The organism is Nostoc piscinale CENA21 (assembly GCF_001298445.1).
GTDB classification, from domain to species: domain Bacteria; phylum Cyanobacteriota; class Cyanobacteriia; order Cyanobacteriales; family Nostocaceae; genus Nostoc_B; species Nostoc_B piscinale_A.
The window spans coordinates 2296200-2320962 of sequence record NZ_CP012036.1 but is presented as its reverse complement, the minus strand read 5'-3'; the positions used below and the strand labels follow the sequence as shown (position 1 = coordinate 2320962).

Sequence of the window (24763 nt, the reverse complement as noted above, 5' to 3'; positions counted from 1 at the left end):
CTCAAAGCCTCTTAATCTATATAAATAAAATATGTAGATATAAAGAGAAGATATCCAGCAATAATTTAGGCACAGATTTCAAAAGAATAGTATAACTAGCCAGTCATTAACTAATAATATTGAGTTTTTCCTTCTGCCTTCTCAGGTAATTTCCGCCTCTACTGATACTAAAATGCAACCGTTGATTTTCCAAGTATCATCGCGTTGCTGTTCCATAAAATATAATGCCCTCAAAGGCATACCATGAGGACTCAACAATAATACAGGTTGAGTTATATTGTCTTGAATAATAGTAATTTTTTCAAACATCACAGAACGAGGACGATACACCGCTGGGTAATTGAGCATTACCATCCGCATAAAGTTTTCTGGGCTTTGAAATTGCTCTTGAATTCCCGGACTTGCGAAACTAAAAGCAGTTTGAGCATCATCTTGCTGAAAGGCTGCTAATTGACTTTCAATTACAGAACGGATGGTAATAGCATCAGTATCATGAATTTCCATAAATTTTAAAACTGCGATCGCAATTTTCCATGTTCACGCTGAGTCAACTTATACTCGACTTGTTCTAATGCGGAACGCCAAACATCATACCCCTCTTGGGATAGATGTAATCCATCGGTGGTTAACTCTACACGCAAATTACCTTCAAAATCAGTAAACCAATCATGAATATTTAAATAATTCGCTCCCTCTTGTTGAGCAATTAGGGACAATTGAAAATTAATCCGCCGAATTTGGCTATTAGAAATTGTTGGTAAGCTTGCTGGTAGAATTGATTGCACAATTATCTCAGTTTTTGGGTGAGCCTGTCGCAACCGACGGATAATTTGGCGGTAATTTTGCAAAATCACTTCATCCTTTAGCCCTCTGCGTAAATCATTAATTCCCGCCATGATGTAAATGACTTCTGGCCTTGTAGATGAAAATGCGCCTAATCTTTTTAAAATTCCACCAGAAGTATCACCAGATATACCTTGATTCAGCCAAAGTTTGCCACTTGGTAGTTTTTCTGGGGGAAACCACAAACTTAAAGAATCCCCAACCATAATGCTTAAATGATTATTACCTTGACCTTTTGTCACAGCTTTAGCTTCTAAAGCTAATAAACTTTTCCAATCTTCGTAAGTTAATTGGCGCTGTTTATTAGACTCGGAAAAAGATGGCGATTCATCAGATATACGTGTATAAATTTGACCAGTCTTTAAAGCCGCTAGTCTTTGGTAATAAAGTTGATATCCAGATGTTAGTGGTACATTTGATGATGGTGAACTGCGATGAAATAGTGACTCAATTGGCGCTAACAATCCTTGTTCACTAATTTCTGGTGAAGATTCATCAAGATTTGAAATTTTTTTTTATGATCAACTATTGACTGGGAATACTCTAAAGATTGTGAGGAAATATCAACACTAGGAATAGTTTTTTCACTAACTGTTGAGTGCGAGGTTTTAATATGTTGTAAAGCTTGATATCTAAATTCCGGTAAGGAGGTGTCAAAACTAGGAAGATTTTTTTCACCTATCATTAACAGCGAATTATGTTTTGCTGTCCCCAGGTAACTAAAATTTGCTGGCAATCTGTTTGACAGAGGCGAAAGCGTCGATACTGGTATTGCCAATCCTGTTAACAAGCCTATTGCTAACAGATAATTGTGCTTCATCGCTTTGTATTTCCTCATACTTAGTACTTTCCCTTATGACAGCATTTGTTACCTGTGTTCAGGATGATTTTTTCTTGGTTAAGTTATTATTTTTATTTACACTCAGTAGTACTGTAAAGTAGTTTAACAAGATTACATTTGGAATTTATCATCTCTTTAACGCAACTTTTTCTAAAACTAGAAGTTCCTACGTATTGAACATGGCTTTGCCTGAGCGTTTCAGTGAATCTGCAAATTAGTAAATTGTAGAGATTCGTTCTTTGCAGAACCTTTATACTGTGAGTTAATCACTCAATATATTTACTATAGACAGCAGTAATCTTGCTTAGTATAGCAATAACTAAGCGTAAATAAATATACGTAAGTTAATATTAATGCTTGATGGCAAACTCATGCGCCTACTCGGATGTGGAGAGATGTAATCAATGAGGCTGTGATTGGTTTTAAGATGCGATCGCCAGCTATTTACTGAGTTAAAAAATTTAGCTTGAAGGCTGCGAGATTCACGCCCGTAAGCAAGATACAGCAAAGAAAAGCTAAAAATCAAATGTAAAACTTACTTTATAAATCAGCAGATTATGATTTAAATCAGTAATTATTCTTTTGGACTAAGTTAAATCGAATAACAGATATATAGAACAACTTTAAGGGAAATGCTAAGATTTAGGCGGTGTCTATAATGTTATACATTTTGTTCTGTGGCTAGAGCTAGTACAGCAATCGGTGTTAGTCCGATTATCAAGGAGATTGTGCAGAAACAGGCACATTCAACTCGTTTAACTCTCAAAGAAGTCATCCTCATGGGGATGTTAGCGATCGATAAGCTTGATGATCAAAATCGTCAAGAATTAGCAGATCAGGTTCATAAAATGCAAGTAGATGGAGAGATTTAAGTAAAATTATTAAGTTTTACTTTGAACTCTCAATAGATTTGGCTACTCAACAAATCGAAAACGACTCCCCGTCACATAATCTTGATTAATTTCAAAAGAAATCCATTGGCGTTTAAAAGTCTCAGCTACAAAACCCGTTGTGTTGGAACCAGCAAATGGATCTAAAACCAGATCACCCTCATCTGTTAGAAACTTGATAAAAAATTCAGCAAACCCCTGCGGAAACCTAGCCGGATGGGGCTGAATTCCCTTAGCTTTACAGCGACGTAAATAAAGACTATTAGATTCTGTGTTGGGAATTTCTAATAAATTTGGTGGAATTGCACCTTGATTGTCTTTTTGAAACTTACCCGAAATTTCGTGGCCACTGGGGCGCATTTTTGCTTCATAACCATTTTTGAGTAATCGCTGCATACTTTGGCTATAAGGCTTTAAAACTTTCCGATTATCTGCTTTGGGGTTTGCCGTTTTTGATAACCACCAAACAACATTAACCGCATCTTTTACCCGGATTCTTCTAATTGTTACCCACTCAGCCGGGGTGGGTAGTCGTGCTGGGTTGTAATGGTAAAATTCTTGCGCCAAAAAAAAGCCCACTTCCTTACACAACCTCAATAACAATTCGTATTGATAAAGACTCCGTACAGGATGACCAGGAAGATATGCACCGCCTAAATCTAAAATAAATGAGCCGTTATCTGCCAGCACTCTTTTAAATTCCGACGCAAAGGGTAGAAACCACTCAATATAATTTTCTGCACTCTCATTGCCATACTCTTTTTTGCGAGTCAATGCAAACGGCGGCGATGTCAAAATCAGGTTAACGCTGCTTTCTTTTAAGAATTTGGTGAGTTGCAGACTATCGCCTAAATAAATTGAGCCGTAACTTTGAGTGTAGTAAGGTGTGAAATTAATAGATTTTGGTGTATTCTCTGGTTCAGTTGCCAAGATTGATAAATATTAAAAACAAAATTACCCATCTTTAGATCCCCGACTTCTTAAAGAAGTCGGGGATCTGCATATTCACGAATAAAATAACTGCTTTCAAGTTTCTATTATAAAATCATCTGGCTCCAGCCCCCAATTAACCCAGCGAATTGCTTCACGGGCTGACAGCATATTTGGGGGAACACGTAAGACATGAATAAAACCTGTACTGGGACAAGTCATTTTTAATAACAAAATCGGTTCAATATCAATAAAATCATTATCAATTCTTAACAGGGTATATCCAGCCCAATTATCTAATTCAATAGCTTGTAAATCTTGGCAAATGCGACTGTAACCTATACCTTCAATCAACACACGCCGCAGTTCAGCATTAGTTTCTGTTAATAACCATTGGGCTTGCCATTGCTGTGGATGAAGTTTACCATATTTTTCAGGTAAGGTGACACCGTGATAAGAGTAAAGGCTATAGCCATCAGCAAATTCAATTGCTGGTTCACCTTCAGCGTGGAGGCGGTTTTGATTATCGAAGCGGATATGAAGCGGGCGATCGCATACAATTACTATATGCTCATCAGGAAAAATCCAGCCACAATTTTTAATTAGATTCTGTATAACTAACCAATCTTGCTGAGATAAATCCCAATTCAACTCAGATATACAAAAATCAATATAACTAGCTTTGAAGACCCATGATTCTGATGATATGTAATTTAAATCAAAAACACTAAACTCTGTATTATAAATACCATAAATGTCTTGATTGAGCTTTATTGTTAGAATTCCACTAAAAAATATTTGACCTATATTACTTCTTAAATATTTAATTTCTTCTTGATTCAGTAAAATATTTAGTTTTTTAACTTTTATTTGAACATGTATCTGATTTTTTATTCAATCAGTTATTTTTTCTTCAATTTTGTAAGAGCTTTGGTGAAATAAAGAATTATCTAATTGCGTTGCAAATTCTTTTAAAGCTGCATAAGGGCTATCGAAAAATACTATTTCCGGCTCATCGAAACCCAGAATTTTATAAACAGCTTTCACAGCATCAGCCGCTATCCCCTTATCAATCCGTTCAGTAGAAAGCGCAATTTGTCGCCACTTCTCTCGATAAACTGGAATCAAAGCTTCTTGCTCAGGTATGAGTTTTTTAATCTGCGACATATCGCCAACCTTCCGGCTCATACTCACGCTGAATTTTGACTATCCAGTTACCTTGAGGGATAGGAATTGCCTGATGTTCTTCGTGAGTTAGCAAGGCTATATCTGATAAAAAAACGCGCAGATAGAGCGTACCATTCTTTTCATATAACTCTGCTTCTCCCTCGCTAATTTTATGCTTGTGTCCTGTAACCTCACCTTCTGCCAAAATTAAATCAAGTTTCTTTTGTCCATCAACCTGCTCCACAGGTAGTAAAATAACATCACCTTGGCGAATCGCTTTCATAGTCTTAACCTTGAGCTATACAGTAATGAACCCTACTTCGCTTTTAATCGCAATTTTGATTTAATTTTGGCACAACCTAAAAAATTTCAGAGGTCGCAGCACACCAGCCAAAACAAATAAGTAGGTCATCGTAAATATTTATCGTTAGGGTAAGGCAGAAGGCAGGAGGCAGGAGTAAAGAGGCTTTTAGCTTAGTTAATCTTTCGTAACATAGTTAGGTTTTTTCTCACCAACTTACTTAAGCAGCAAAAAAATGTCAGGGGTTTCGCTATCACTCCACCCAATCTACTGACTTCAGTCGCTTAGTGCAAGATGTGAACATACACCCCCACACCCTGATAAAAAAGTATGCTCCTACTACACTTGAACAGTATTTTGCCAACGGTAGTCGCCAATTATGCCTGAGATAAGTTAAAGATTGAAATAGTTGGAAATTCATCGCCAACGTTTCTTTGTCTTATGCTCTAAGAAAGACTGCTTTTGAAAGTTTTGCGAATTTTCGCAATTCTAGGCAGTTTGTGTGAGGATGAATTCACAGCCCCCAAGCTTGAATTTTCTCTTGACATTTCACAGAACTTGCTTCAATTTGACTGTTTAGCTTGACAGCTATTCTTTTTTTTGAAATTTCCATGTCAACTCTCGTCATCGTCGAATCTCCCACCAAAGCTCGTACCATTCGCAACTACCTACCAAAAGACTATCGGGTAGAAGCGTCTATGGGTCATGTCCGTGACCTCCCCCAGTCAGCAAGTGAAATCCCCACGACCATCAAAGGGGAAAAATGGGCGCAGCTAGGGGTAAATGTGGACGCAGACTTTGAACCGGTGTATGTTGTCCCCAAAGACAAAAAGAAAGTTGTTACTCAGCTCAAAGATGCCTTAAAAGAGGCAACTGAACTCATCCTGGCAACTGACGAAGACCGGGAAGGAGAAAGCATCAGTTGGCATTTATACCAATTGCTCAAGCCCAAAGTTCCGACTAAGCGGATGGTGTTTCACGAAATCACCCAAGAGGCGATAAAAAAAGCTTTGAAAAACTGCCGCACTATTGATGAACAGTTAGTCCGCGCCCAAGAAACACGCCGAATTTTAGACCGTTTGGTAGGATATACACTTTCGCCCCTGCTGTGGGAAAAAATCGCCTGGGGATTATCTGCTGGGCGAGTCCAGTCTGTAGCTGTGCGATTATTGGTGAAAAAAGAACGCCAACGCCGCGCTTTCCGTGAAGGGACATATTGGGATTTAAAAGCCTATTTAGAACAAGCAAAAGCTCCATTTACCTCCCAGTTAGTGACCTTGGGTGGCACAAAAGTAGCGAGTGGCAGTGATTTTGACCCCAACACAGGACAAATCGCGGCTGGGCGCAATGTGGTGTTACTCACAGAAGCCGATGCTGTGGCGTTGAAAGAACGGTTAACAGGTAAAACCTGGGATGTTACCGAGATGGAGGAACGGCCAGTTACGCGTAAACCTGCACCACCGTTCACTACCTCCACCTTGCAACAAGAAGCCAACCGGAAACTGAGGCTGTCGGCACGGGATACGATGCGGATTGCTCAAAACTTGTACGAGCAAGGGTATATTACCTATATGCGTACAGACTCGGTGCATTTGTCAGATCAGGCGATCGCAGCTGCCCGTGATTGTGTAGAAAAGCTGTACGGTAAGCAATATCTCAGCCCCCAACCCCGGCAATACACCACCAAATCTAAAGGCGCACAAGAAGCCCACGAAGCCATCCGCCCCGCCGGTAACACCTTCCGCACACCCCAAGAAACAGGTTTAAGCGGTCGGGAACTGGCTGTCTACGACTTAATTTGGAAGCGTACCGTCGCCTGTCAAATGGCTGACTCCCGCCAAACTCAAATTACTGTGCAGTTACAAGTGGAGGATGCAGGCTTCCGCTCGTCTGGAAAACGCATCGACTTTCCTGGTTACTTACGCGCTTACGTTGAAGGTTCCGATGACCCCGAAGCCGCGCTAGAAGATCAAGAAATTATCTTACCTAACCTGAAAGTTGGGGATCATCCAAATTGTAAAGAACTAGAAGCAATTGGTCACGAAACCCAACCCCCAGCCCGATACACCGAAGCCTCTTTGGTGAAAACCTTAGAAAGTGAAGGTATTGGTCGCCCCAGTACCTACGCCAGCATTATCGGCACAATCATTGATAAAGGTTATGCCCAATTGGTGAATAATGCTTTAATTCCCACCTTCACCGCCTTTGCCGTCACCAGCTTATTAGAAAAACACTTCCCCGATATTGTTGACCCTGGCTTTACCTCCAAAATGGAGCAAACTTTAGATGACATTGCCGAAGGTGAAGTTAACTGGCTTCCTTACCTGCGGGAATTTTATCTGGGAGACAAAGGTTTAGAAACCTTAGTTAAAGAACAAAAAAGTCAAATTGATGCCAATAAAGCCAGAACTGTAGAACTAGAAAATTTAGAGGCAAAAGTCCGCATTGGCAAATACGGGCCTTACATCGAAGTGGAAAACGGTGATGCTGTAGTGACAGCCTCCATTCCCAAAGATTTAACCCCGGCTGACCTCGACCCTAAACAAGTAGAAGTTTTACTGAAGCAAAAAACTACTGGCCCCGACGAACTCGGTCGCCATCCCGAAACAGGTGAACCAATTTATATCAAAATTGGAACTTACGGCCCTTATGTCCAATTAGGTGACAAAACCGAAGAAAATCCTAAACCAAAACAAGCTTCCATTCCCAAAAACGTGCCGCAAGAAAACGTCACTCTCGAAATGGCTGTTGGTCTTTTAGCACTTCCCCGCACTTTGGGAACCCACCCAGCGACAGGAGGCAGAATTCAAGCTAGTATCGGCCCCTATGGCCCTTACGTAGTTCATGACCAAGGCAAAGAAGGCAAAGATTACCGTTCGTTAAAAGCGGCAGATAATGTTTTAACAGTTTCTTTAGAAAGAGCGTTGGAAATATTATCAGAACCGAAAAAGGGACGGAGTTCTGTTAACAACAAATCTAAAGCCGCCTTACGGGAATTGGGTAACCATCCTGAAGATGATTCACCCATTAATATCTATGATGGCCCTTATGGCCCTTATATCAAGCATGGCAAAACTAATGTCAGCATTCCTGAAGGACAGTCGGTGGAGGAGATGACCTTATCTCAAGCCCTGGAATTGTTAGCTAGTAAAGCTTCGTCTGGAAAAAAATCTACCCGCAAAACCACCAGCAAAACAACTAGTACCCGCGCTAAATCAACTACTAAGTCATCCAAGACCACTGCTAAAAAGAGTGAGGGATGAAGTTGAGTTTAGGGACTTCCAAGTAATAAAATCTCTCTTTATTTGGGGACAAGGGAGACAAGGAGATAGAACAATTAAAATCACGGCTACAGGAACAAAGCCTGCCTTTGCAGGCTGAAATTTCTTATTAGTTGGTACTCAGCACTCAGCAGTCTATTAAGTCCAGAAATCATAACTAATTTCCCATGACAAATGACTCTTGACCAATGAGAAATGAATCTTGACTATTTTGACAACATACCCATCTTGTGACAGATACAGTTTATTGGGCTGTGGATGTGATACTCTAAAAAGTAAGGGAAATCACAACTTGCAACTTTTAAAATGGCTAACCCAGAATCAAAAATTCGGGAATCAGCCAAGTTAGCAGCAAAACGTGTAATAATAAGCCAATTTCCGCGTAGCTGTTAATTAAAGTAGGTAGTAATTCAGGAGCGGTCAGTTCATGGACTATATAGAAAAGGTACTGGAAAGGCTGAAGGAAATGGCACGCAAGCTAATTGAAGCCCTGCTGGGGCCAGAAGCTGAACCGGAACCGGAACTGATTCCGATTCCAGTCAATGAACGTTCCCGTCGTCGTTAAACCTGAAGGAACGAACAATTGCAGGTGCAACCTTTAAGCATTTTGGTACTGCATGGGCCAAACCTAAATTTGCTGGGACAGCGAGAGCCGGGAATTTATGGTGCTGTAACTTTGGCTGAAATTAACCGTTTATTGCAAGAACAAGCGGCAAAGATGCAAGCAAGTGTGTTTGCCATGCAGTCTAATCATGAAGGAGCTTTGGTAGATGCGATTCATGAAGCTTTAGGTCAACACCAGGGAATTTTGATTAATGCTGGGGCGTATACACATACTAGTGTGGCACTACGGGATGCGATCGCAGCAGTCAATTTACCAGCAATTGAAGTACACCTCAGTAATATTTACCGTCGAGAAGATTTTCGCCATCATTCTTACATCGCGCCTGTAGTGATTGGTCAAATTAGCGGTTTTGGCGCACAAAGTTATTTTCTAGGCTTACAAGCTTTAGTGCATCATTTACGAAAGGATGAAGGATAAATAAAGATATGGGGAACTGATGTTTTAGCTACATAGACAAAACTAGCCGACGCGAGTTGAAAGAAATTTAATGTTTTGTTAGTTCGCGTAGCAGAACCCAGCTTATGTAGTAGCAAAATATATTAGCCCCTTACTTTTCAGACTGCCCTATCCTTCAGGAATGGGAAGCCGCGCACAGCGTGTCTACACACTTCATACTTCATCCTTCAAAATATGCGCTATTCACTATTCAGCCGCTTTCGAGGTACTTTACTTGGAGCATTATTAGGTGCAAATTTAGCTAAGTCGGGAGACAAATCACCTCAAGTTGTCTCAGATATTGGCAAATTAATGCTGCTTGGTACCGAAAGTCTGGTGAAGCTAGGCAAACTAGATTTAGATGACTGGAAACAGCGTCAGCAACAAGAATTGCCTAACTTTCATCTCAGTCAGAATGCCACTTCGGAAATTATTTTAGCCACTTTACCAGTGGCACTTTTTTTTTCATGACAATTTGCTGAAGTTAAGAAATAATTTACTACACACGTACCAACTGTGGGGGGAAGATGCAGTGGTACGAGATGGAATATTGGCAGTAGGCTATGCGATCGCTTTATCTTTAACCGAAAAATTAGATCCGCAAACTCTCATAGCCCAAATTATTAGTTTTATTGGTGAAACACCAACATCATTACCAAAAAAATTATTACAAGTTAATGATTTGTTATCTAAACACGCTGGGTTAGAAACAGCTAAAGCAGAGTTAAATACTAAAGATAAAACTAGCAGTGCGATCGCATTGGCATTTTACTGCTTTCTCAGTACACTAGAAGACTTTCGTTTGACGGTTTTACGCGTAAATCAGCTGTTACCTTCCCCGATTATAGGTGCGATCGCAGGTGCTTTATCGGGAACTTACAATAGTACAGCCGGAATTCCTACACAGTGGCGAGTGCTGCATTTATCCACTGATAGTTCTACTGGGATAATGGTCAATTATCCACAAATGTTAGAATTAACCGATGCACTTTTAGTTGTTTGGTCAGGAGTATATAACCTGTCCCTACATCCCAAACCATTGACTTTAGAAGGATGTGTGATGTTGGAAAAACACAAGTTTGTTTCTGTCTTTGCAGCACCGCGCGTCATTCGCTCACGTTAATTAAGCTTTAATAAATCTAAGTAGTTACATAAAATTAAATTTATTTGTGGAGGTAGGGAACACTTCTCCTGCCTGAGACGCTACGCGAACGACAAGTTCAGAGCATCGCAGTGCATTACAGGGAACAAGGAACAGGAAAAAAATCTGTGTAATTAACTATGTGTGAGTACTTCAACGAAAGTAAAACTTCTAATTTTTTATAACCTATCGCCTGTAAAATGTAACCTTTTTTTAAGAAAATTTTGTTCTGATACCAATGGGAAAAATGATGGCAATCAATGAATTTATGAAAAGCTAATCATACTAAGTTGCTTTCAGAAATAGTATTCCGACTCCATACTCCCACCCCAAATTACTATCTTTAACTGCAACTCGGTATCAATAAAATCATTCCACCATCGAAAATGGAATCAGCTATGAAAGTCAGCGGCCAGAGGTAATGAAAAAGCAACAATTTTTTCACTCCTTAACCCAGCAATTAAATTCTTGGCGGCGTTATACAGTTATGTGTCGTCCAGTGCGCTGGCTGGTTAAGCAATGTCCAAATAGCCAAAGTTGCCATGATCAACCTCAAAAGAATTTTCTCAGGAATTTTCATCACAGCAAACTTCATAAACACCCAACGGTATCCAGATCAATGACAAAATCGTTCAAAACTCTGACTGGAATTACAGCAGTCGGTTTAGGCTGGGTACACGAAAAACGTTCTTCTGTGGTGTTTGCGATCGCAGTTGTTTCTTTAACAGGGGTACTAGGTCATAAGCTATACAACCAACCCCAGCTGCAAGTAGGAACCTACGCACCACAAACTTTTAAGGCTCCTTACTCTACCAGCATTGAAGATAAAAAACAAACTGAAGCTCGACGTAAAGATGTGAGTAGAAGTTCTATACCAGTCTTAATGGTTGACGAAAAGATCACCAACAAGATCAACCAAGAACTACAACAAATTCTCGACCAAGGTAATGAAATTCGTTCTGTTGCTGGGCCTTTTCCTTTTTTTGACACCGCAGTTTTATCTTTACCTACCCAGCAATATCTACGTGCTTGTTCTGACTCAGAATGGAAAGCACTATTAGCCACTATCGAAAACAAGAGTAAACAGAAATTAGAACTTTCACTAGGATTTCCCCAAAAACCTCACTCTCCTAAATATCCTCCCTTATTTCCATCTGCCACAGGTTCATCTACTGAGCCGAACCAGCCTATAACTATCATCCCGACCATACCATCTAAGTCGCCTCAACCCAGCAAAATTACCCAAAACAAAGACTTTCAAATAGCTGTAGGAGAATTAGAAGCTTACCGAATCACCACCTCAGCACAAAATTTATCTTCTTTGGTACAGCAAATATCTCAAATCCGCCAAGCTTATATCCAAGCCAAGTCGCAATTTTTACAACTAGATACAAATAACCCAGGGACAGTTTATCAAGAAACAGTCATCTTAGATTTATCAGATGATGATTGGTCAAATACCTATACCCAAGTCAGGCAAATTGCTGACCGCATTCTGACTCAGGGTATTCCCGAAGGACTTCCAGATAAAATTTTACAGAATGCAGTCAGTACCCATGTGCAGTATGTTGTGCCGAAAGATGCGGAAGCTTTAGCCTCTAAGCTGTTGTTGGCAGTTTTACAACCCAACTTAAAAAAAAGATGAAGAAAAAACTAGAATACAAGCTAAACAAGCAGCAGAAGGAGTTTCACCCGTCATAGTTCCGGTGCATCAAGGTCAGATAATTGTCCGCCAAGGTAAAAAAATTACTGAGTGGCAATTTGATGTTTTGGAAAAGTATAAATTAATTCGTCGGGAAAATAACTGGCTAGGTCTGGCGAAGTTAGCAGTAATTGTTACAGGGGCAATTGGGATTTTTGTTTGGGTAGAAAAGCGCAATAAGTACCGATTACGCCAACGCGATCGCCTATTAATATTACTACTAACTTTGAGTACTCCTGGTGTGATCGCAATGGGAATATTTCATACTAGCTGGAGTGCAGTTGGTTTACTACTAGGCAGCTTTTATGGACAGACTTTGGGTGCAACAGTCATAGGGTTATTGTTGCTAGTGATATCCTCAAGTTTGGAAGTCAGTAAAATCGCCTTGGTGGCTGGCGCAATTGGAGGAATATTAGGTAGTTACATCGCCCAAAAACTGCGATCACGGGAAGAATTAGCATTATTAGGTGTAGCTATTGCTGCTACGCAAGGTAGTGTTTACTTAATTGTGAGTTTATTGATGGGTGCAGCATTTAGTACAGGCTGGTACATAGTCTTTCAAACAGCCGGACTGTTTGCTTTATCAGGTTTAGCTTGGAGTATCATCGCCTTGGGTGTGAGTCCTTATTTAGAAAAATTATTTGATTTAGTCACTCCAATTCGGTTAGCAGAACTAGCAAATCCTAACCGTCCCTTATTAAAAAAAACTGGCCACAGAAACACCTGGAACTTTTCAACACACCCTATTTGTCGCCACCTTAGCAGAAGCGGCGGCGAAAAAATTAGGTTGTAATGTTGAATTAGTCAGGGCTGGAACTTTATACCACGACATTGGTAAAATGCACGATCCTTTGGGTTTTATTGAAAACCAAATGGGGGGGCCAAATAAACACGAAACAGAAATTCAAGACCCTTGGAAAAGTGCCGAAATTATTAAAAAGCACGTTAGTGAAGGGTTAGTAATGGCGCGTAAACATTCTTTGCCTACAGCAATTCAAGCATTTATTCCCGAACACCAAGGTACAATGCTGATTGCTTATTTTTATCATCAAGCACAGCAGCAAGCCCAAGCAGACCCCAGCATCAAATTAGACGAAGCTGATTTCCGCTACGATGGCCCAATTCCCCAATCACGGGAAACGGGAATTGTGATGTTAGCAGATGCTTGTGAAGCCGCCTTGCGATCGCTCAAAGAAGTCACATCTGAACAAGCTTTAACAACCCTCAATAATATTTTGCGTGCCAGATGGCAAGACAATCAACTGCAAGAATCTGGACTAACGCGGGATGAAATGAAGCAAATTGCTGAAATTTTTGTTGAGGTTTGGCAGCAATTTCACCACAAGCGTATTGCTTATCCTAAATTAAAGGTTAGTAATAAGTAGTCTAATTCGTAATTTAAATTGCACTTAACTGATGGTGGTTCTAAGAAAAAAACACTACAAATCCAATGTAAAAATCGTCAAGTATGGATAGTCACTCAAATCCAAAGTAGAGAGTTATATGACGTTGATAGAATTTGTGTTAAAGAAGTTTCAATCAAAGACGTTCTGAAAATTTTTACTAAAAAACTATATTCAGATACATTTGCGGAAGAAGATTTATCTTCTTATCTTGCCGTAATCGATAAATCTTAATTTAACTAATAATATCAGTTTAATATGAAGCTGTACCCTATAAATTTTGTAGAGACGTTGTATACAACGTCTCTACGTTGAATGTGAAGCTCTAGATCCTTGGCGTTCTTGGCGGTTCGCCTCTTAAGATTCTGTGCATCTTCATATAGAATTAGTATGATTTACTGCTGACTCAAGATTAAAAATGCTGTTTGGCATAACCCAACAATAAAACCTAAAACACCACCTAAAGTTACGATCGCCTGTAATTCATTTTTGACAATTCCTTCGATTGCTGCTTCTAAATCAGCCGGAGAAGTTGACTTTACACGGTCAATAATTACTTGGTCGATGGACAAAATTGGAATGACTTGCGCCACAATAGCCTCTAAATCTTTTTCTAAATAACGTTCTAAAATCAAGGCTAATTCTAAGCTGACCACTTCTAAAGAAGAATTGACCACAGGTGAAGCACTCAAGCGATTCAGCAATAATGTAGCGATATTTTCCCAATTTACAGAATCGGTGAATCCTTGTAGTAAGTCACCACCAGTACTTTGAATATATTGGCGGACTGTTTCGCGGGTGGTTTTGCGTAACTGTCTGACTGTCCCAATGGGTAAGTTTTGTAATGATAAATTTTGCAGGATTTTTTTCAAGCGATCGCGCACTTGCAAATCTTGAGTTAATTCTTGCAAACGCGCATTTGTGGCTTCTTTTTCATCCAAACAAAAAGTTCTCAGTCTGGTAAGGGTGTTGCGTAAGCCAAACAAATTGGCTACTACCCAATAAGTACCGCTTGTTTTTTCCCGAAAGCTTTCATCGATAATTTGAATTGTGCGATCGGTTAAAAAATCAACTATTGCCTGACGCAACACATCAGGAGGTAAAACTGTCTGCAATAACCAATCAGCTAGGCGTGTAGCCTGTTCATCAGTCAGTTGTAAATCTAGCAGGACTTGATCAAAAATTTGATTGATTTGCGCCTCTAAAAAGTCTTCTCTTCTTGCTAAAACTTTTAACAAGCGTGGTAAAGATTCGCCTAACAAATCACGCAAAATTCCGGCTACTATTTTAGCACTTTTCTGGTTTTTATCCGCCTTAATTTGTTCAATTGCTAACTTTAGCAACCACAGAATTGCCCCTTGGACTCGTTCTGTTTGCAACAAGCGCCGTGCCAGATTTTGTAATTCTTCTGGCGTGAGCAGCGAACCCATGATTGTATTAGAAATATTTTTCGCCAAACGCTCCTGGTTGCGAGGAATCAAACCGGGAGTAAAAGGCACTCGTCGTCCACCAATATAAATTGCGCGATAGGGACGAAATAACATTTTGATGGCTATATCGTTTGTGAAATAGCCAATTACCCCACCTAATATTGGGGGAGATACATAAAGCCAAAGATGAGACCAATCCACAGGATTTTGGACTTGCCAATTTTGAATTTGGAAATTTAGACTCAGAAATTGATTTCTCAAAGACTTCTGCTTCTTTGCCAGCAGAGTCAATCAAAAACCTCAAATCTCAAGTCTCAGATTTACCAACTACCAACACTCCCATCATACCGTTCACAATGGGGTAATGTGTAACAGATGCAAAACCAGCTTGCCGCGCTAATTCCATTTGCACGTCTCCTGTGGGAAAACGATCTAAGCTGGGACTGATGTAGGCATACTGTTCTTTTAAGCCCAAACTTTCAGCCATTGGTACAACTATAGAATTTAAGTACCATTGTTGAAACGCTCTTAATTGCGGGTTGTTTGGGCGATGAAAATCTAAAATTGCCGCTTTTGCACCGGGCTTAAGAACGCGGTGAATTTCTCTCAGGCTTTGGGGAATATCTGTAACATTTCTTAACCCATAACCCATTGTTGCCGCATCAAATTGGTTATTCTCAAAAGGCAAATTGAGAACATCTGCTTCTACCCAAGTGATGGCGGGTTGGGGGTATTGTTGTTGAGAGCGTTCTTGAGCAGTGGCGAGTAGGTTAGGGGAAAAATCCACACCATAGACATGTCCTGTGTTGCCTACACGTCGTGCTAAACACAACGCTAAATCACCACTCCCACAACACAAATCAATACAAGTGTCTCCGGGTTTAGCACCACTCCATTTAATCGCCATTTCTTTCCATATCCGGTGTTGTCCCAAACTCAACCAATTATTTAGCTGGTCATATACGGGAGCAATACTGTCAAAAATGGCGCGAATTTCTTGATTCATTGGTCATTAGTCATTGGTCATTAGTCATTAGTCATTAGCCAATGACCAAAGACAAAGGACAAATGACTAATAACTACAAAGTTCCTTGATAGCAGCGACTACTAGTGAGAGCGATCGCTACTAATTGAGCTGATAAATTAATCAGGTTCAGTTCATCTTCTCGCAAAGAGCAAGGTTGTTGCCATTGGAGTGACAACACACCTAACATATCATTCCGGTAGGTAATTGGGATAACTAAATGTGCTTGCACACCAGTTTCTTGATAGTGGGATACACCAGCCAGTTTAGGTTCCTTAGCGACATTTAAGGCGACTTGGACTTTGCTAGTGGCGATCGCTTCGTTTACCAAGGGGTCTTTATTTAGCCAGTTGAGAGTAGTACCAACACGGCTATGAGAGCCAGAAACGCCAGCTAATTGATTTTCTTGTACTAACTGCAAAATACAGCCATCAGTGGCAAAACTATCACTAAAGGCTGTAGCAATGGGTTTGAGCATGGATTCTAAAGTATCTGCGGCTTGGGTAACTTGCACTAACACAGACAATAACGCCATTTGAGCATTGGCGCGGCGTAATTCTTCTGTGCGTTGCTTCAACAAATCATAGGTTTCTGCGGCTCTTTGGACGACCGCCTTCAGTTCGCCAGGGTCCCAAGGCTTGGTGATATATTTATAGACTTGTCCAGCGTTGATGGCTTCTACCAAGTCTTCAATATCAGTAAAGCCCGTCAGAATAATCCTGACTGTATCGGGAAACTGCGGCACAGTTTTACTCAGAAACTCTGTCCCCTTCATTTCCGGCATTCTTTGGTCGGAGATAATGACTGCCACTTCGCCTTCTGCTGCCAAAACTTCTAGGGCGTTGATACCGCTATCAGCTTTTAAAACATGAAAGTCGCGCCGAAAAGTCCGATACAGTAAATCGAGATTATCTGGCTCATCATCCACTACTAATATTTTGAGTTTTTTTGCTCTTTCTAAAGTAGCTGTTTGCCGACGACTTGTATTTAATTCCTGCGTGGGATTATCCATGAGATAATTCCTGTAAATAATTCACTATAGTGTTATATTCCACACCAAGCTTAGTTGATAGATGGTGCGTCAGCCTTGCGTGAAGGTACTGATCAGTTCTAATCCATAACTTGCGTGTACTATTGATAACCTATAATTTTGTTTGGTGCTAGAGTGAGAGATAGTCCGCTATTAAAGATTAGAATAAGACTTGCCGATCAGGTATCGGTAGTTTTATTTAGCTCAAGTTTCTCCTCTCAGTTATGACTGACTTACCACTCAATGCCCCAAACCCTGACACCTCTGGAAATGACAACGCCCAGGAGTTACTGCGTAAGCTCAGGCAAAAGCAAGGTAATTGGGTGGAATGGGGAATTGCGATCGCCACTCTGCAAAAGTCTGGCTATAATCCGCAAGAAATTTTTGAAGCCACCGGATTTGAGCCAATTCAACAAAATCAGGTAGTAGTTGGCGCTCAAGTTTACAATTCTATAGAAAAAGCCAGGGCATCAGAAGCCGCGAGATCGCACTACAGTACAAGAGGTAGTGATGTTTTATACGAATTACGCTTGCTCTCCCAAGAAGAACGAGCGGCGGCAGCGGAATTAACCTTTATACATAAACTTGATGTTGATGGGGCGAGAGAAGTAGCCAAGGCCATTAAAGATTATTCTTGGTTACGTACTTTACCCGAAGGATTTTCAGCTGATGCGGGAGATGCGGTGGCTTACCAAGCCTGGAAATTAGCCCGGCAAAATTCTGATTTGGCAGAGCGATCGCGTTTAATAGCTAAAGGCTTGCGTTTTGCTCAAACAGATTCTGCGAGGAAGCAACTAGAGCAACTGTTAGTGGATTTTACCGTTGTTCCCAAGCGTCCGGCTCCGTTGCTGCCATTTTACCGCTTTGACTCTGAAGATGAACTACCACGGATTTTAGCGGTGGTGGGGAAATTGCCCTTAACACCCCAAGATTTGCAAGCCGTACCTTTAATTACAGCTAGTGAACCATTCCAAATAGTCAAGTTTGCTGGCGAACAAGCATGGGTTCCTCTACCGGGTTGGCAAGCCTTGTTAAATGCTGAAGATCCAGTAGTGATATTAGCAGATAGCGATCGCCTGCCCAATCAGGCACAGGCACAAAACAGGCGAGAAGAAGTACTAGTAGTTATTGATCGCGCTCAAAGACAATGGGACAATTCCAGCTATTTTGTCATTGATAATAACGGTAATTTAGATATTCAATGGTTAGAAACTGAACCAGATATTTCCATTTTGGGCAAAGTAATTGTCATTGTGCGTCCAAAGAAAATTTTGGACGAAGAAGTGACTAAAGAGCCTTGGTTAATTGATGAATAATAAACCCTTCTGACTGGAAGTCTGGGGATATACAAACAAAGCCCATCGGCAACTGCAAAGCTTAAAGCAGGCTAATTATATGCTTCTACGTATTGATTTGGTATTAGTAAACATTCAACTGTAGGCTACGTTATAGCAACGCTTAACGCACGGATAAAGACGGTACGTTACGGCTAATTATCACTCCCTGAAGTTCCGAAATCATTGTATAGCCGTAACACACCCTACTTAATATTTACTTACTTAATTCTTGATACATAGTAAGACTTTTACCTTCTGCCTCCTGCCTTCCGCCTCCTGCTATACAACGATAAAGTTGATAGGGAATACCTATCCGATAATGTTGTGTCGGATCGATATTACAAATTATTTGCTCATTAGATAACTTCACTTGTGGTTGATAATCCCTTTTTCGCAAACCAGGGGCGACTATCCATAAGTTTAGTGGAGATGAATCGGGAATAGGTAATTGTGCAAGCTTTTGCCAAAAAGGAATTACAGGCGAGTTTTGATTAACGAAAGCAAAATTATCCGATTTATTTGCATTTCTTAACGGTTCTAAAGCTAAAGCAAAACTTAACCCCAATGCGACATTTTGATAACTACTATATCCAGTAACTAGCATTATTGGAATAGTTGGATCTAAATTCATATTTTGAGCCACTTTTTCTGGTAGAAAAGGCTTTTGAAAAGCAAGGTTAAAAATTACAAAAATACAGCTGAGAATACTAATAGTTAAGAAAACCGAAATTGATGTTCGACTTTTTCTGGCGTAATTAATCCCGGCTGCTAATAAAGCACAAAAGCTGGGATAATAAATAAAGTGATATCGGGGAACTACAGAAATATCTTTATTGGAAACGTAAATAATAATTAAAAATTCTAAAACTACGCCAATAGTAAAAGCTAACAGAGTAATAGTTGAGATATTATTATTATCAAATAATAAAAAAACGTAATCCTTGAAAAACTTTACGTCCTGTCCAAATAGAAAAAGACACCATGATTAAAACATTAATAATTGCCACGGGCAGAGATTGATTTTCTACCGGTAAATTAATTAGCATCAATATCCAGTTAATTAAAGTTTGATATAAGGGGGAAATGTAGTTAGGATTTGGCAACCAATTTGTTTCTGTACGCTGGGCATGATTGAAGATAACCAATAACAAAGGAAGAAAGCTAATGCCAATAGTAGTCAGAGAAATCAATAAAAATAGCCGGATTTTTTTGATAGTTGTAATATGAAGTTGATATCGATAACTTATAAATATTAAAGTAGCAATTTCTGCAATCAAGGCGAAAGCAAAAAAATAGTGGACATAAAAACCAAGAATATTCACAATTGTCCAAGATAACCAAACCCAAAACCTGAAACGTGATCGCTCAAAGATATCTCGCTGAATTTGCATCAAGCCGAGTAACGATAAAGTAATAAAAAACATCGGCGCAGTATAGTGTCTCGCTTCTTGGGAAAGGTAGACAGCAAAGGGGGAAGTCGCCATCACCAAAGCAGCGATAATTCCCGATGACTTGGAAAAAGCAATGCGATTGAGGCAATATATCGCTGGGATTGTAGCGACACCGAATAAAGCAGGAAGCGATCGCAATTTAGTCACCCACTCTGTTCCTAAAGGAGTCATCCAACTTAACCACCGATACATCGCACAGAAAAATAAAGGCGGGTGGGTAGACTGTGTGTCAACATTAGTGGCGATTTGTGAACAACTGACACCAGGATGAAAAGTAAAAATTTCCTGGACAAGTTGTAAAGGAAATAAAACATCTAAAGGTAAATCATGATAATTTTTACCTAAACTAAAGATGGCAGTAATCACTTCATCCATCCACAAAGGTTTTAAATCTAAATGCCAAAAGCGCAAAATAGCACCCAGGGCGATCGCCCCAATTAAACCGAGATAATGTCTACTATTAGTCATTTGTAATTTGTCATTGGTCATTGGTTAAAAGTAGGAAACAGCAGACCAAATAATTAAATTTCAGACTTTATTCTCTCAGCCTCAGATTGTGATATGTCAGATACCAACTTTACTGCTACTGTGCCTTTAGAATCTGCTCCATCGGAATTATCTCAGTCATCGCAGCAGGTTTTGTCTTTGCGCGAAAAAATATTGGCGATTCGCAACGCTTACGCCAAGGACAACAGCAGATGGCTGATTGGGAATCGGGGCCATTAGCGGTTTCTGCGGTTCCGGGTGCGGGGAAATCGACGGGAATGGCGGCGGCGGCGGCGATCGCGATCGCGCGTCAGTATGAACGTTTAGCGCAATCACGTTCCTCGGTTCACCGTCAGTTGGTAGTTGTGACCTTTACTCGTTCTGCGGCTGCCAATATTAAAGCGAAAATTCGGAAATATTTACGTGACGATTTATCTTTACCGCAAACAGGTTTTGCTGTTTACACATTACATGGTTTGGCGCTGAATATAGCCAGTCGTTATCCTGATTTATCCGGTTTAGAGTTAGAAAATCTGACATTAATTACCCCTAGTCAAAGCCATCGCTTAATTCGCACAGCCGTCGAACAATGGATTAACAATAATGCTGAAATATACTTCCGTTTACTGGAAGGGCAGCAATTTGACGGCGAAGAAACAGAAAGATTGCGTCGTCAATCTGTGCTGCGAACTGAAGTTTTACCAGACTTAGCAACTACGGTGATTCACGAAGCCAAAAGTTCAGGAATATCGCCAGAACAACTACAAAATTGGAGTCAACAAACTTCCGATAATTATGCCATTTTAAGCATAGCGGCGGGATTGTACGAACAATACCAAAATTTAATGCGATCACGCGACTTCATCGACTACGACGATATGATTCTCGCCGCCCTGCGCGTATTAGAAAATGACAGCGCCCGTCGCATCGAACAAAACCAAGTTTTTGCCGTTTTTGAAGACGAAGCCCAAGATTCTAGCCCTTTGCAAACTCGGTTGTTAGAGATTTTGGCGAGAGATGATCAGGGGGGGTGAGGGGATAGTAAATTAGGGCGAGTGTGGAGAGATAAGTAATGAATTGTCTCTTGCCAAAGAGGCAAAAGTTCAGCATATGGCATTTGTGACAGACTAGACGCTAAGGAACTCAGGGCAGAGGCGCGATAACTCTCAGACTGAATCGACCGAGCGGCGGACAGGGCTTCTGGTAATAACTCAGGTGGCAGTTTGTCGGCTAAGGCTTTCAGAGCAGAGGCACGAGAACTCTCAGACTGAATCGACCGAGCGGCGGACAGGGCTTCTGGTAACACCTCTGGTAGTTTGTCGGCTATGGCTCTCAGAGCAGAGACGCGATAGCTTTCATCCTGAATCGACCGAGCAGTGGACAAAGCTTCTGGGAACAACTCAGGTGGCAGTTTGTTGACAATGGCTCTTAGGGCACAGGCGCGATAGCTTTCATCCTGAAGCGACCGAGCGGTGGACAGGGCTTCTGGTAACAACTCAGGTGGCAGTTTGTCGGCTATGGCTCTCAAGGCATCGGCACAATACTTCTCAGACCGAATCGACCGAGCGGCGGACAGGGCTTCTGGTAACAACTCAGGTGGCAGTTTGTCAGCTATGGCTCTCAGGGCAAAGGTGCGATAACTCTCAGACTGAATCGACCGAGCGGTGGACAAGGCTTCTGGTAACAACTCTGGCAGTTTGCCGGCTAAGGCTCTCAGGGCATCGGCGCGATACCTCTCATCCTGAATTGACCGAGCGGCGGACAGGGCTTCTGATAGTGCTAGTTTTTCTAAATTAGGCGGTAGATAGTTGACTAACTTTGCTATGGCTTTAACTTTTTCTTCTGGTTCTGGTTTTTGTAGTGCATAAGCTAGTCCTTGTTCAGCAGTCCAGAAGTTGTTTTTGACTAACGCCACCAGCAACTCTACTGGTAAATTAGCAGCCAAGCTATTCAAAGAAGCCGTAATCAAACCATAACGACACTGCAAACCTACAATTTGAGGCAAAGTTGCTTCAGTCCAATTCGCTTCAGCTAATTCCCAAGCACGAGAAATATCTGTGATGTAACCGCCCGTTTGCCCTAATTTCTCACGCACTTCATACCAGCCATTATTGCCAGTCGCCGACTCTTCTCGCAATAACTGGTGAATTTGTTCTATTTGTGCTGCTTTTTCTAAATGCCAAACTAAATGCTGATGAATGTAACCATCATTGGGTAAGGTATGCCATAAATTATTGTGGGTTTTTTGCCGATATTTCTCTAAGAAAACAGCGTGAGCATCAGCAAGCTTTAAACCTAACCCCCCTAGCCCCCCTTGAAAATGGTGGAAATTTTCTTTAAGTCCCCCTTTTGAAGGGGGATTTAGGGGGATCTGATGATTTGTGTGTACAGAGTTTGGAGAGGGGTTTTCTAATAACGGTGCAGTTAACAAATTACAGGCTAAATCATGGAATAAGTCATGCAACCGATAGGTAGGCGTACCATCAGCAAGCGGTACTCCTGTTAACAACAATGCTTTATTGCGGAAATATTGCAATGTCTTGGCAGCTTCACGCTCATTTATTCCCCACAGCGTCGCCGCCATCATCTTATTAATATTGACATCTTCGGGTAACACCCCCAACCAAGCAAAATGCTGCTGTTTGATTGGTGGCATTCGCTTAATACTCAAGTTTAATGATGCCGTTAAACTCAGGCGTTTTAAACTCGCCTCATCGGTGATTTCTTCTGCTTCTGGTCGGTCAAAACTTCTTAATCTGGCTACCTCTAGCTGAATATCCGCCAATAGTTCATCCCAAGTTATACCATCTGCAACTTGGGCGGCTGCAAGTTCCAATGCTAAGGGGAGATAACCAACGCCTTTGGCTAAATTTGCGGCAGATAAACGCTCTTTACCTGTAATTTCCCGCCCTAATTTCTTTCTTAACAGTTCCATCGCCTGAGTATCTGTCATGATATCCAGGTTGTAGATGCTGGCGGCTAAAGCATCAGCAATTGCTCCTTCACGGGTGGTTACTAAAACTTGACAACGCGCCCCACCAACCTTAAACGCTTGGGCATCTTGCGTATTCCAAGCATCATCTACCACCAGCAACACGGCTTTGTCATACAGCAAAGTCCGCAATTGCGAGACAGTTGCTTCTACACTGGTAGGTTTAAAACTATAGTCTCCTAATGCTTGCACCCAACCACTCAGCAAAGATAAGACATCTGGTTGTTGACCTAGTGTTGCCCATAATATGCCATCACAAAACTGCGTTTGAATTTCTGCATCATAAGCTAAAGCTGCGGCTAAGGTAGATTTACCTACAGAACCCAAACCGTGAATAGCGGTAATGACTAAAGTTTGATTACCTCTGAGGAGGCGAGTTTTTAAATCATCGCTGTATTCTGGGCGTTCTACAAAGTGTGTGGGTAAAGGTGGAGCTTGAAATATCTGTATTTGACCTAACCCCCTAGCCCCCTTCCCTACGAGGGAAGGGGGAACATCTAAGGGGGAGAGGTTTGGAGAAGAGTTTGCTAATTTCGATTTATTTGGTCTGTTCTTTTCCCATACCTCATCAAACTGTTTAAGATTCTTTTCTCTATCCCTCGACCATAGCTTTAAAGTAAAGTGCCAATCATCGGAACCCTTGGTTTGAATACGGTTATCTTCCAGAATTTTGACAAAATCTTTGAGTAAGTTCAGTGCTTCTCGAATTTGGGTTTTAGTTAACTTACCGGGATGTTCGTCTTTTTGCGTCAGCAACTCCAACGTTACGAGGGTTGTTTTTATCGTCAGCTTGGGGTTAACACTGTCTTCTTCTTTCCAGTCGTACTCAATCTTCAAGTTATCTTCTTCAATTTCCCCAGCAACGAAACAAAGCAACGCCTCTAATAGACGCTTGACTCGCTTTTGAATTTCCGGGCCTTTACTAGGTGGTCGCGCCATTGCATCCCAAAAGTTAAGCAGAAAGTTTGGGGCTACCTTAATTTAAAACGACTACCCCAAGCTAATTAAGTCCTGATTTTATAGCATTTTCGGCGAGTTTGGGGTGTTTGCTTCAGGACACGACCCCAAAGCGAACCTGTATCTATCAAATCTTTGGGGTACAAACTCATGCAACGTAAGGGTCAAGATATTATCGGTAAAACTATTGCTTTATTGTTGGCAATGCAACTATTCTTAATTGGCTTGCAAGCTAAAGTCCGCATTGACCAAGGCAACTCATCTCTTGAGGCGTTAATGTGGATGATTCAACAGTATATCCCGGTGTTGGTTAAATTTCGCAGTTTGCAAGAGAAGAAATCAACCAGAGAGGACACGGAAGAATAAGAAAGTGAGCAATATGGTTAGGTTAACTTTTTAAGATTTTGAAGATCCCCCCAACCCCCCTAAAAAAGAGGGGCTAATGAACAATTCTCTTTTACCCCCTTAAAAAGGGGGTCGCCCTAGGCGGGGGGATC

The 24763-nt window shown here is 41.0% G+C and carries 18 protein-coding genes and 4 pseudogenes; 11 read left to right on the top strand and 11 right to left on the bottom strand.

What is annotated here, in order from left to right:
• Nucleotides 1–141: 141 nt before the first annotated feature.
• Both ACX27_RS10155 and ACX27_RS10150 read right to left on the bottom strand, forming a co-directional pair.
• Nucleotides 142–504, bottom strand: coding sequence for a DUF4864 domain-containing protein (locus tag ACX27_RS10155; protein WP_062291641.1), 363 nt, complete (start codon nt 502–504; stop codon nt 142–144).
• A gap of 5 nt (nt 505–509) precedes the next feature.
• Nucleotides 510–1663, bottom strand: a pseudogene (locus tag ACX27_RS10150) (SGNH/GDSL hydrolase family protein).
• A gap of 698 nt (nt 1664–2361) precedes the next feature.
• On the opposite strand from ACX27_RS10150, the gene ACX27_RS10145 reads away from it, so the two are divergent.
• On the top strand, nt 2362–2556 hold the full coding sequence (locus ACX27_RS10145) for a hypothetical protein (RefSeq protein ID WP_062291637.1): 195 nt from the start codon (nt 2362–2364) through the stop codon (nt 2554–2556).
• Between the two features lie 42 nt (nt 2557–2598).
• On the opposite strand, the gene ACX27_RS10140 is transcribed toward ACX27_RS10145, so the two are convergent.
• The 3 genes and pseudogenes from ACX27_RS10140 to ACX27_RS10130 form a co-directional block, all read right to left on the bottom strand.
• Nucleotides 2599–3504: a DNA-methyltransferase gene (locus ACX27_RS10140; RefSeq protein ID WP_062291634.1), complete on the bottom strand. Its 906-nt coding sequence runs from the start codon at nt 3502–3504 to the stop codon at nt 2599–2601.
• A 96-nt stretch (nt 3505–3600) separates the two neighbouring features.
• Nucleotides 3601–4671: pseudogene (locus ACX27_RS35670) on the bottom strand (DUF6745 domain-containing protein).
• Nucleotides 4658–4954 (bottom strand): hypothetical protein, encoded by a 297-nt coding sequence (locus tag ACX27_RS10130; protein ID WP_062291630.1) that lies wholly within the window; start codon nt 4952–4954, stop codon nt 4658–4660. Before ACX27_RS10130 ends, ACX27_RS35670 begins: the two are co-directional and overlap by 14 nt.
• 629 nt (nt 4955–5583) lie before the next feature.
• On the opposite strand from ACX27_RS10130, the gene topA reads away from it, so the two are divergent.
• From topA to ACX27_RS10100, 7 genes and pseudogenes are all read left to right on the top strand, one after another.
• Nucleotides 5584–8235, top strand: coding sequence for a type I DNA topoisomerase (gene topA, locus ACX27_RS10125; protein ID WP_062291628.1), 2652 nt, complete (start codon nt 5584–5586; stop codon nt 8233–8235).
• A gap of 484 nt (nt 8236–8719) precedes the next feature.
• Nucleotides 8720–8818 (top strand): DNA topoisomerase I, encoded by a 99-nt coding sequence (locus tag ACX27_RS32695; RefSeq protein ID WP_162491113.1) that lies wholly within the window; start codon nt 8720–8722, stop codon nt 8816–8818.
• Between the two features lie 24 nt (nt 8819–8842).
• A complete protein-coding gene (aroQ, locus tag ACX27_RS10115; protein WP_062298263.1) occupies nt 8843–9295 on the top strand; it encodes a type II 3-dehydroquinate dehydratase in 453 nt (150 codons plus the stop codon).
• Between the two features lie 213 nt (nt 9296–9508).
• Entirely contained in the window at nt 9509–9784 is a 276-nt protein-coding gene (locus ACX27_RS35270) for a hypothetical protein (RefSeq protein WP_335337787.1), read from the top strand.
• 61 nt (nt 9785–9845) lie between these two features.
• Nucleotides 9846–10436 carry an ADP-ribosylglycohydrolase family protein gene (locus ACX27_RS35265; protein WP_335337786.1) on the top strand — a complete coding sequence of 197 codons (591 nt, stop codon included), beginning with the start codon at nt 9846–9848 and terminating at the stop codon, nt 10434–10436.
• 439 nt (nt 10437–10875) lie between these two features.
• Nucleotides 10876–13541, top strand: a pseudogene (locus ACX27_RS10105) (HD family phosphohydrolase).
• 18 nt (nt 13542–13559) lie between these two features.
• Nucleotides 13560–13793: a hypothetical protein gene (locus tag ACX27_RS10100; RefSeq protein WP_062291622.1), complete on the top strand. Its 234-nt coding sequence runs from the start codon at nt 13560–13562 to the stop codon at nt 13791–13793.
• 161 nt (nt 13794–13954) lie between these two features.
• Here the strand turns inward: ACX27_RS10100 and ACX27_RS10095 are convergent, their stop codons facing one another.
• The 3 genes from ACX27_RS10095 to ACX27_RS10085 all read right to left on the bottom strand — a co-directional run bounded on the left by ACX27_RS10095 (nt 13955) and on the right by ACX27_RS10085 (nt 17025).
• Nucleotides 13955–15190 carry a DUF445 domain-containing protein gene (locus ACX27_RS10095; protein WP_062298261.1) on the bottom strand — a complete coding sequence of 412 codons (1236 nt, stop codon included), beginning with the start codon at nt 15188–15190 and terminating at the stop codon, nt 13955–13957.
• A 106-nt stretch (nt 15191–15296) separates the two neighbouring features.
• Nucleotides 15297–15995: a bifunctional demethylmenaquinone methyltransferase/2-methoxy-6-polyprenyl-1,4-benzoquinol methylase UbiE gene (gene ubiE / locus ACX27_RS10090; RefSeq protein ID WP_062291619.1), complete on the bottom strand. Its 699-nt coding sequence runs from the start codon at nt 15993–15995 to the stop codon at nt 15297–15299.
• Between the two features lie 73 nt (nt 15996–16068).
• On the bottom strand, nt 16069–17025 hold the full coding sequence (locus tag ACX27_RS10085) for a response regulator (protein ID WP_062291617.1): 957 nt from the start codon (nt 17023–17025) through the stop codon (nt 16069–16071).
• A 242-nt stretch (nt 17026–17267) separates the two neighbouring features.
• Between ACX27_RS10085 and ACX27_RS10080 the strand changes: the two genes are divergently transcribed.
• A complete protein-coding gene (locus tag ACX27_RS10080) occupies nt 17268–18359 on the top strand; it encodes a RuBisCO accumulation factor 1 (protein ID WP_062291614.1) in 1092 nt (363 codons plus the stop codon).
• 235 nt (nt 18360–18594) lie between these two features.
• On the opposite strand, the gene ACX27_RS35260 is transcribed toward ACX27_RS10080, so the two are convergent.
• Both ACX27_RS35260 and ACX27_RS35255 read right to left on the bottom strand, forming a co-directional pair.
• The gene (locus tag ACX27_RS35260; RefSeq protein ID WP_335337785.1) at nt 18595–19011 is read right to left on the bottom strand and encodes a hypothetical protein; all 417 of its coding nucleotides are present in this window, start codon (nt 19009–19011) and stop codon (nt 18595–18597) included.
• Nucleotides 19012–19297: 286 nt separating this feature from the next.
• Nucleotides 19298–20299 (bottom strand): glycosyltransferase family 39 protein, encoded by a 1002-nt coding sequence (locus tag ACX27_RS35255; RefSeq protein ID WP_335337784.1) that lies wholly within the window; start codon nt 20297–20299, stop codon nt 19298–19300.
• 93 nt (nt 20300–20392) lie between these two features.
• Between ACX27_RS35255 and ACX27_RS10070 the strand changes: the two are divergent.
• Nucleotides 20393–21348 (top strand): annotated as a pseudogene (locus ACX27_RS10070) (UvrD-helicase domain-containing protein); the annotation flags it as partial.
• Here the strand turns inward: ACX27_RS10070 and ACX27_RS10065 are convergent.
• Entirely contained in the window at nt 21339–24248 is a 2910-nt protein-coding gene (locus ACX27_RS10065) for an NB-ARC domain-containing protein (protein WP_062291611.1), read from the bottom strand. The pseudogene ACX27_RS10070 and the gene ACX27_RS10065 overlap by 10 nt on opposite strands.
• A gap of 168 nt (nt 24249–24416) precedes the next feature.
• On the opposite strand from ACX27_RS10065, the gene ACX27_RS10060 reads away from it, so the two are divergent.
• Entirely contained in the window at nt 24417–24632 is a 216-nt protein-coding gene (locus ACX27_RS10060; protein ID WP_062291607.1) for a hypothetical protein, read from the top strand.
• The last annotated feature ends 131 nt before the right edge of the window (nt 24633–24763 follow it).

Excerpts from the sequence above, each read along its gene's own strand:
- ACX27_RS10155 (WP_062291641.1), bottom strand. The coding sequence starts at position 504 with ATGGAAATTCATGATACTGATGCTATTACCATCCGTTCTGTAATTGAA.
- ACX27_RS10130 (WP_062291630.1), bottom strand. The coding sequence starts at position 4,954 with ATGAAAGCGATTCGCCAAGGTGATGTTATTTTACTACCTGTGGAGCAG.
- topA (WP_062291628.1), top strand. The coding sequence starts at position 5,584 with ATGTCAACTCTCGTCATCGTCGAATCTCCCACCAAAGCTCGTACCATT.
- ACX27_RS32695 (WP_162491113.1), top strand. The coding sequence starts at position 8,720 with ATGGCACGCAAGCTAATTGAAGCCCTGCTGGGGCCAGAAGCTGAACCG.
- ACX27_RS35270 (WP_335337787.1), top strand. The coding sequence starts at position 9,509 with ATGCGCTATTCACTATTCAGCCGCTTTCGAGGTACTTTACTTGGAGCA.
- ubiE (WP_062291619.1), bottom strand. The coding sequence starts at position 15,995 with ATGAATCAAGAAATTCGCGCCATTTTTGACAGTATTGCTCCCGTATAT.
- ACX27_RS10085 (WP_062291617.1), bottom strand. The coding sequence starts at position 17,025 with ATGGATAATCCCACGCAGGAATTAAATACAAGTCGTCGGCAAACAGCT.
- ACX27_RS10080 (WP_062291614.1), top strand. The coding sequence starts at position 17,268 with ATGACTGACTTACCACTCAATGCCCCAAACCCTGACACCTCTGGAAAT.
- ACX27_RS35260 (WP_335337785.1), bottom strand. The coding sequence starts at position 19,011 with ATGAATTTAGATCCAACTATTCCAATAATGCTAGTTACTGGATATAGT.
- ACX27_RS35255 (WP_335337784.1), bottom strand. The coding sequence starts at position 20,299 with ATGACTAATAGTAGACATTATCTCGGTTTAATTGGGGCGATCGCCCTG.
- ACX27_RS10065 (WP_062291611.1), bottom strand. The coding sequence starts at position 24,248 with ATGGCGCGACCACCTAGTAAAGGCCCGGAAATTCAAAAGCGAGTCAAG.
- ACX27_RS10060 (WP_062291607.1), top strand. The coding sequence starts at position 24,417 with ATGCAACGTAAGGGTCAAGATATTATCGGTAAAACTATTGCTTTATTG.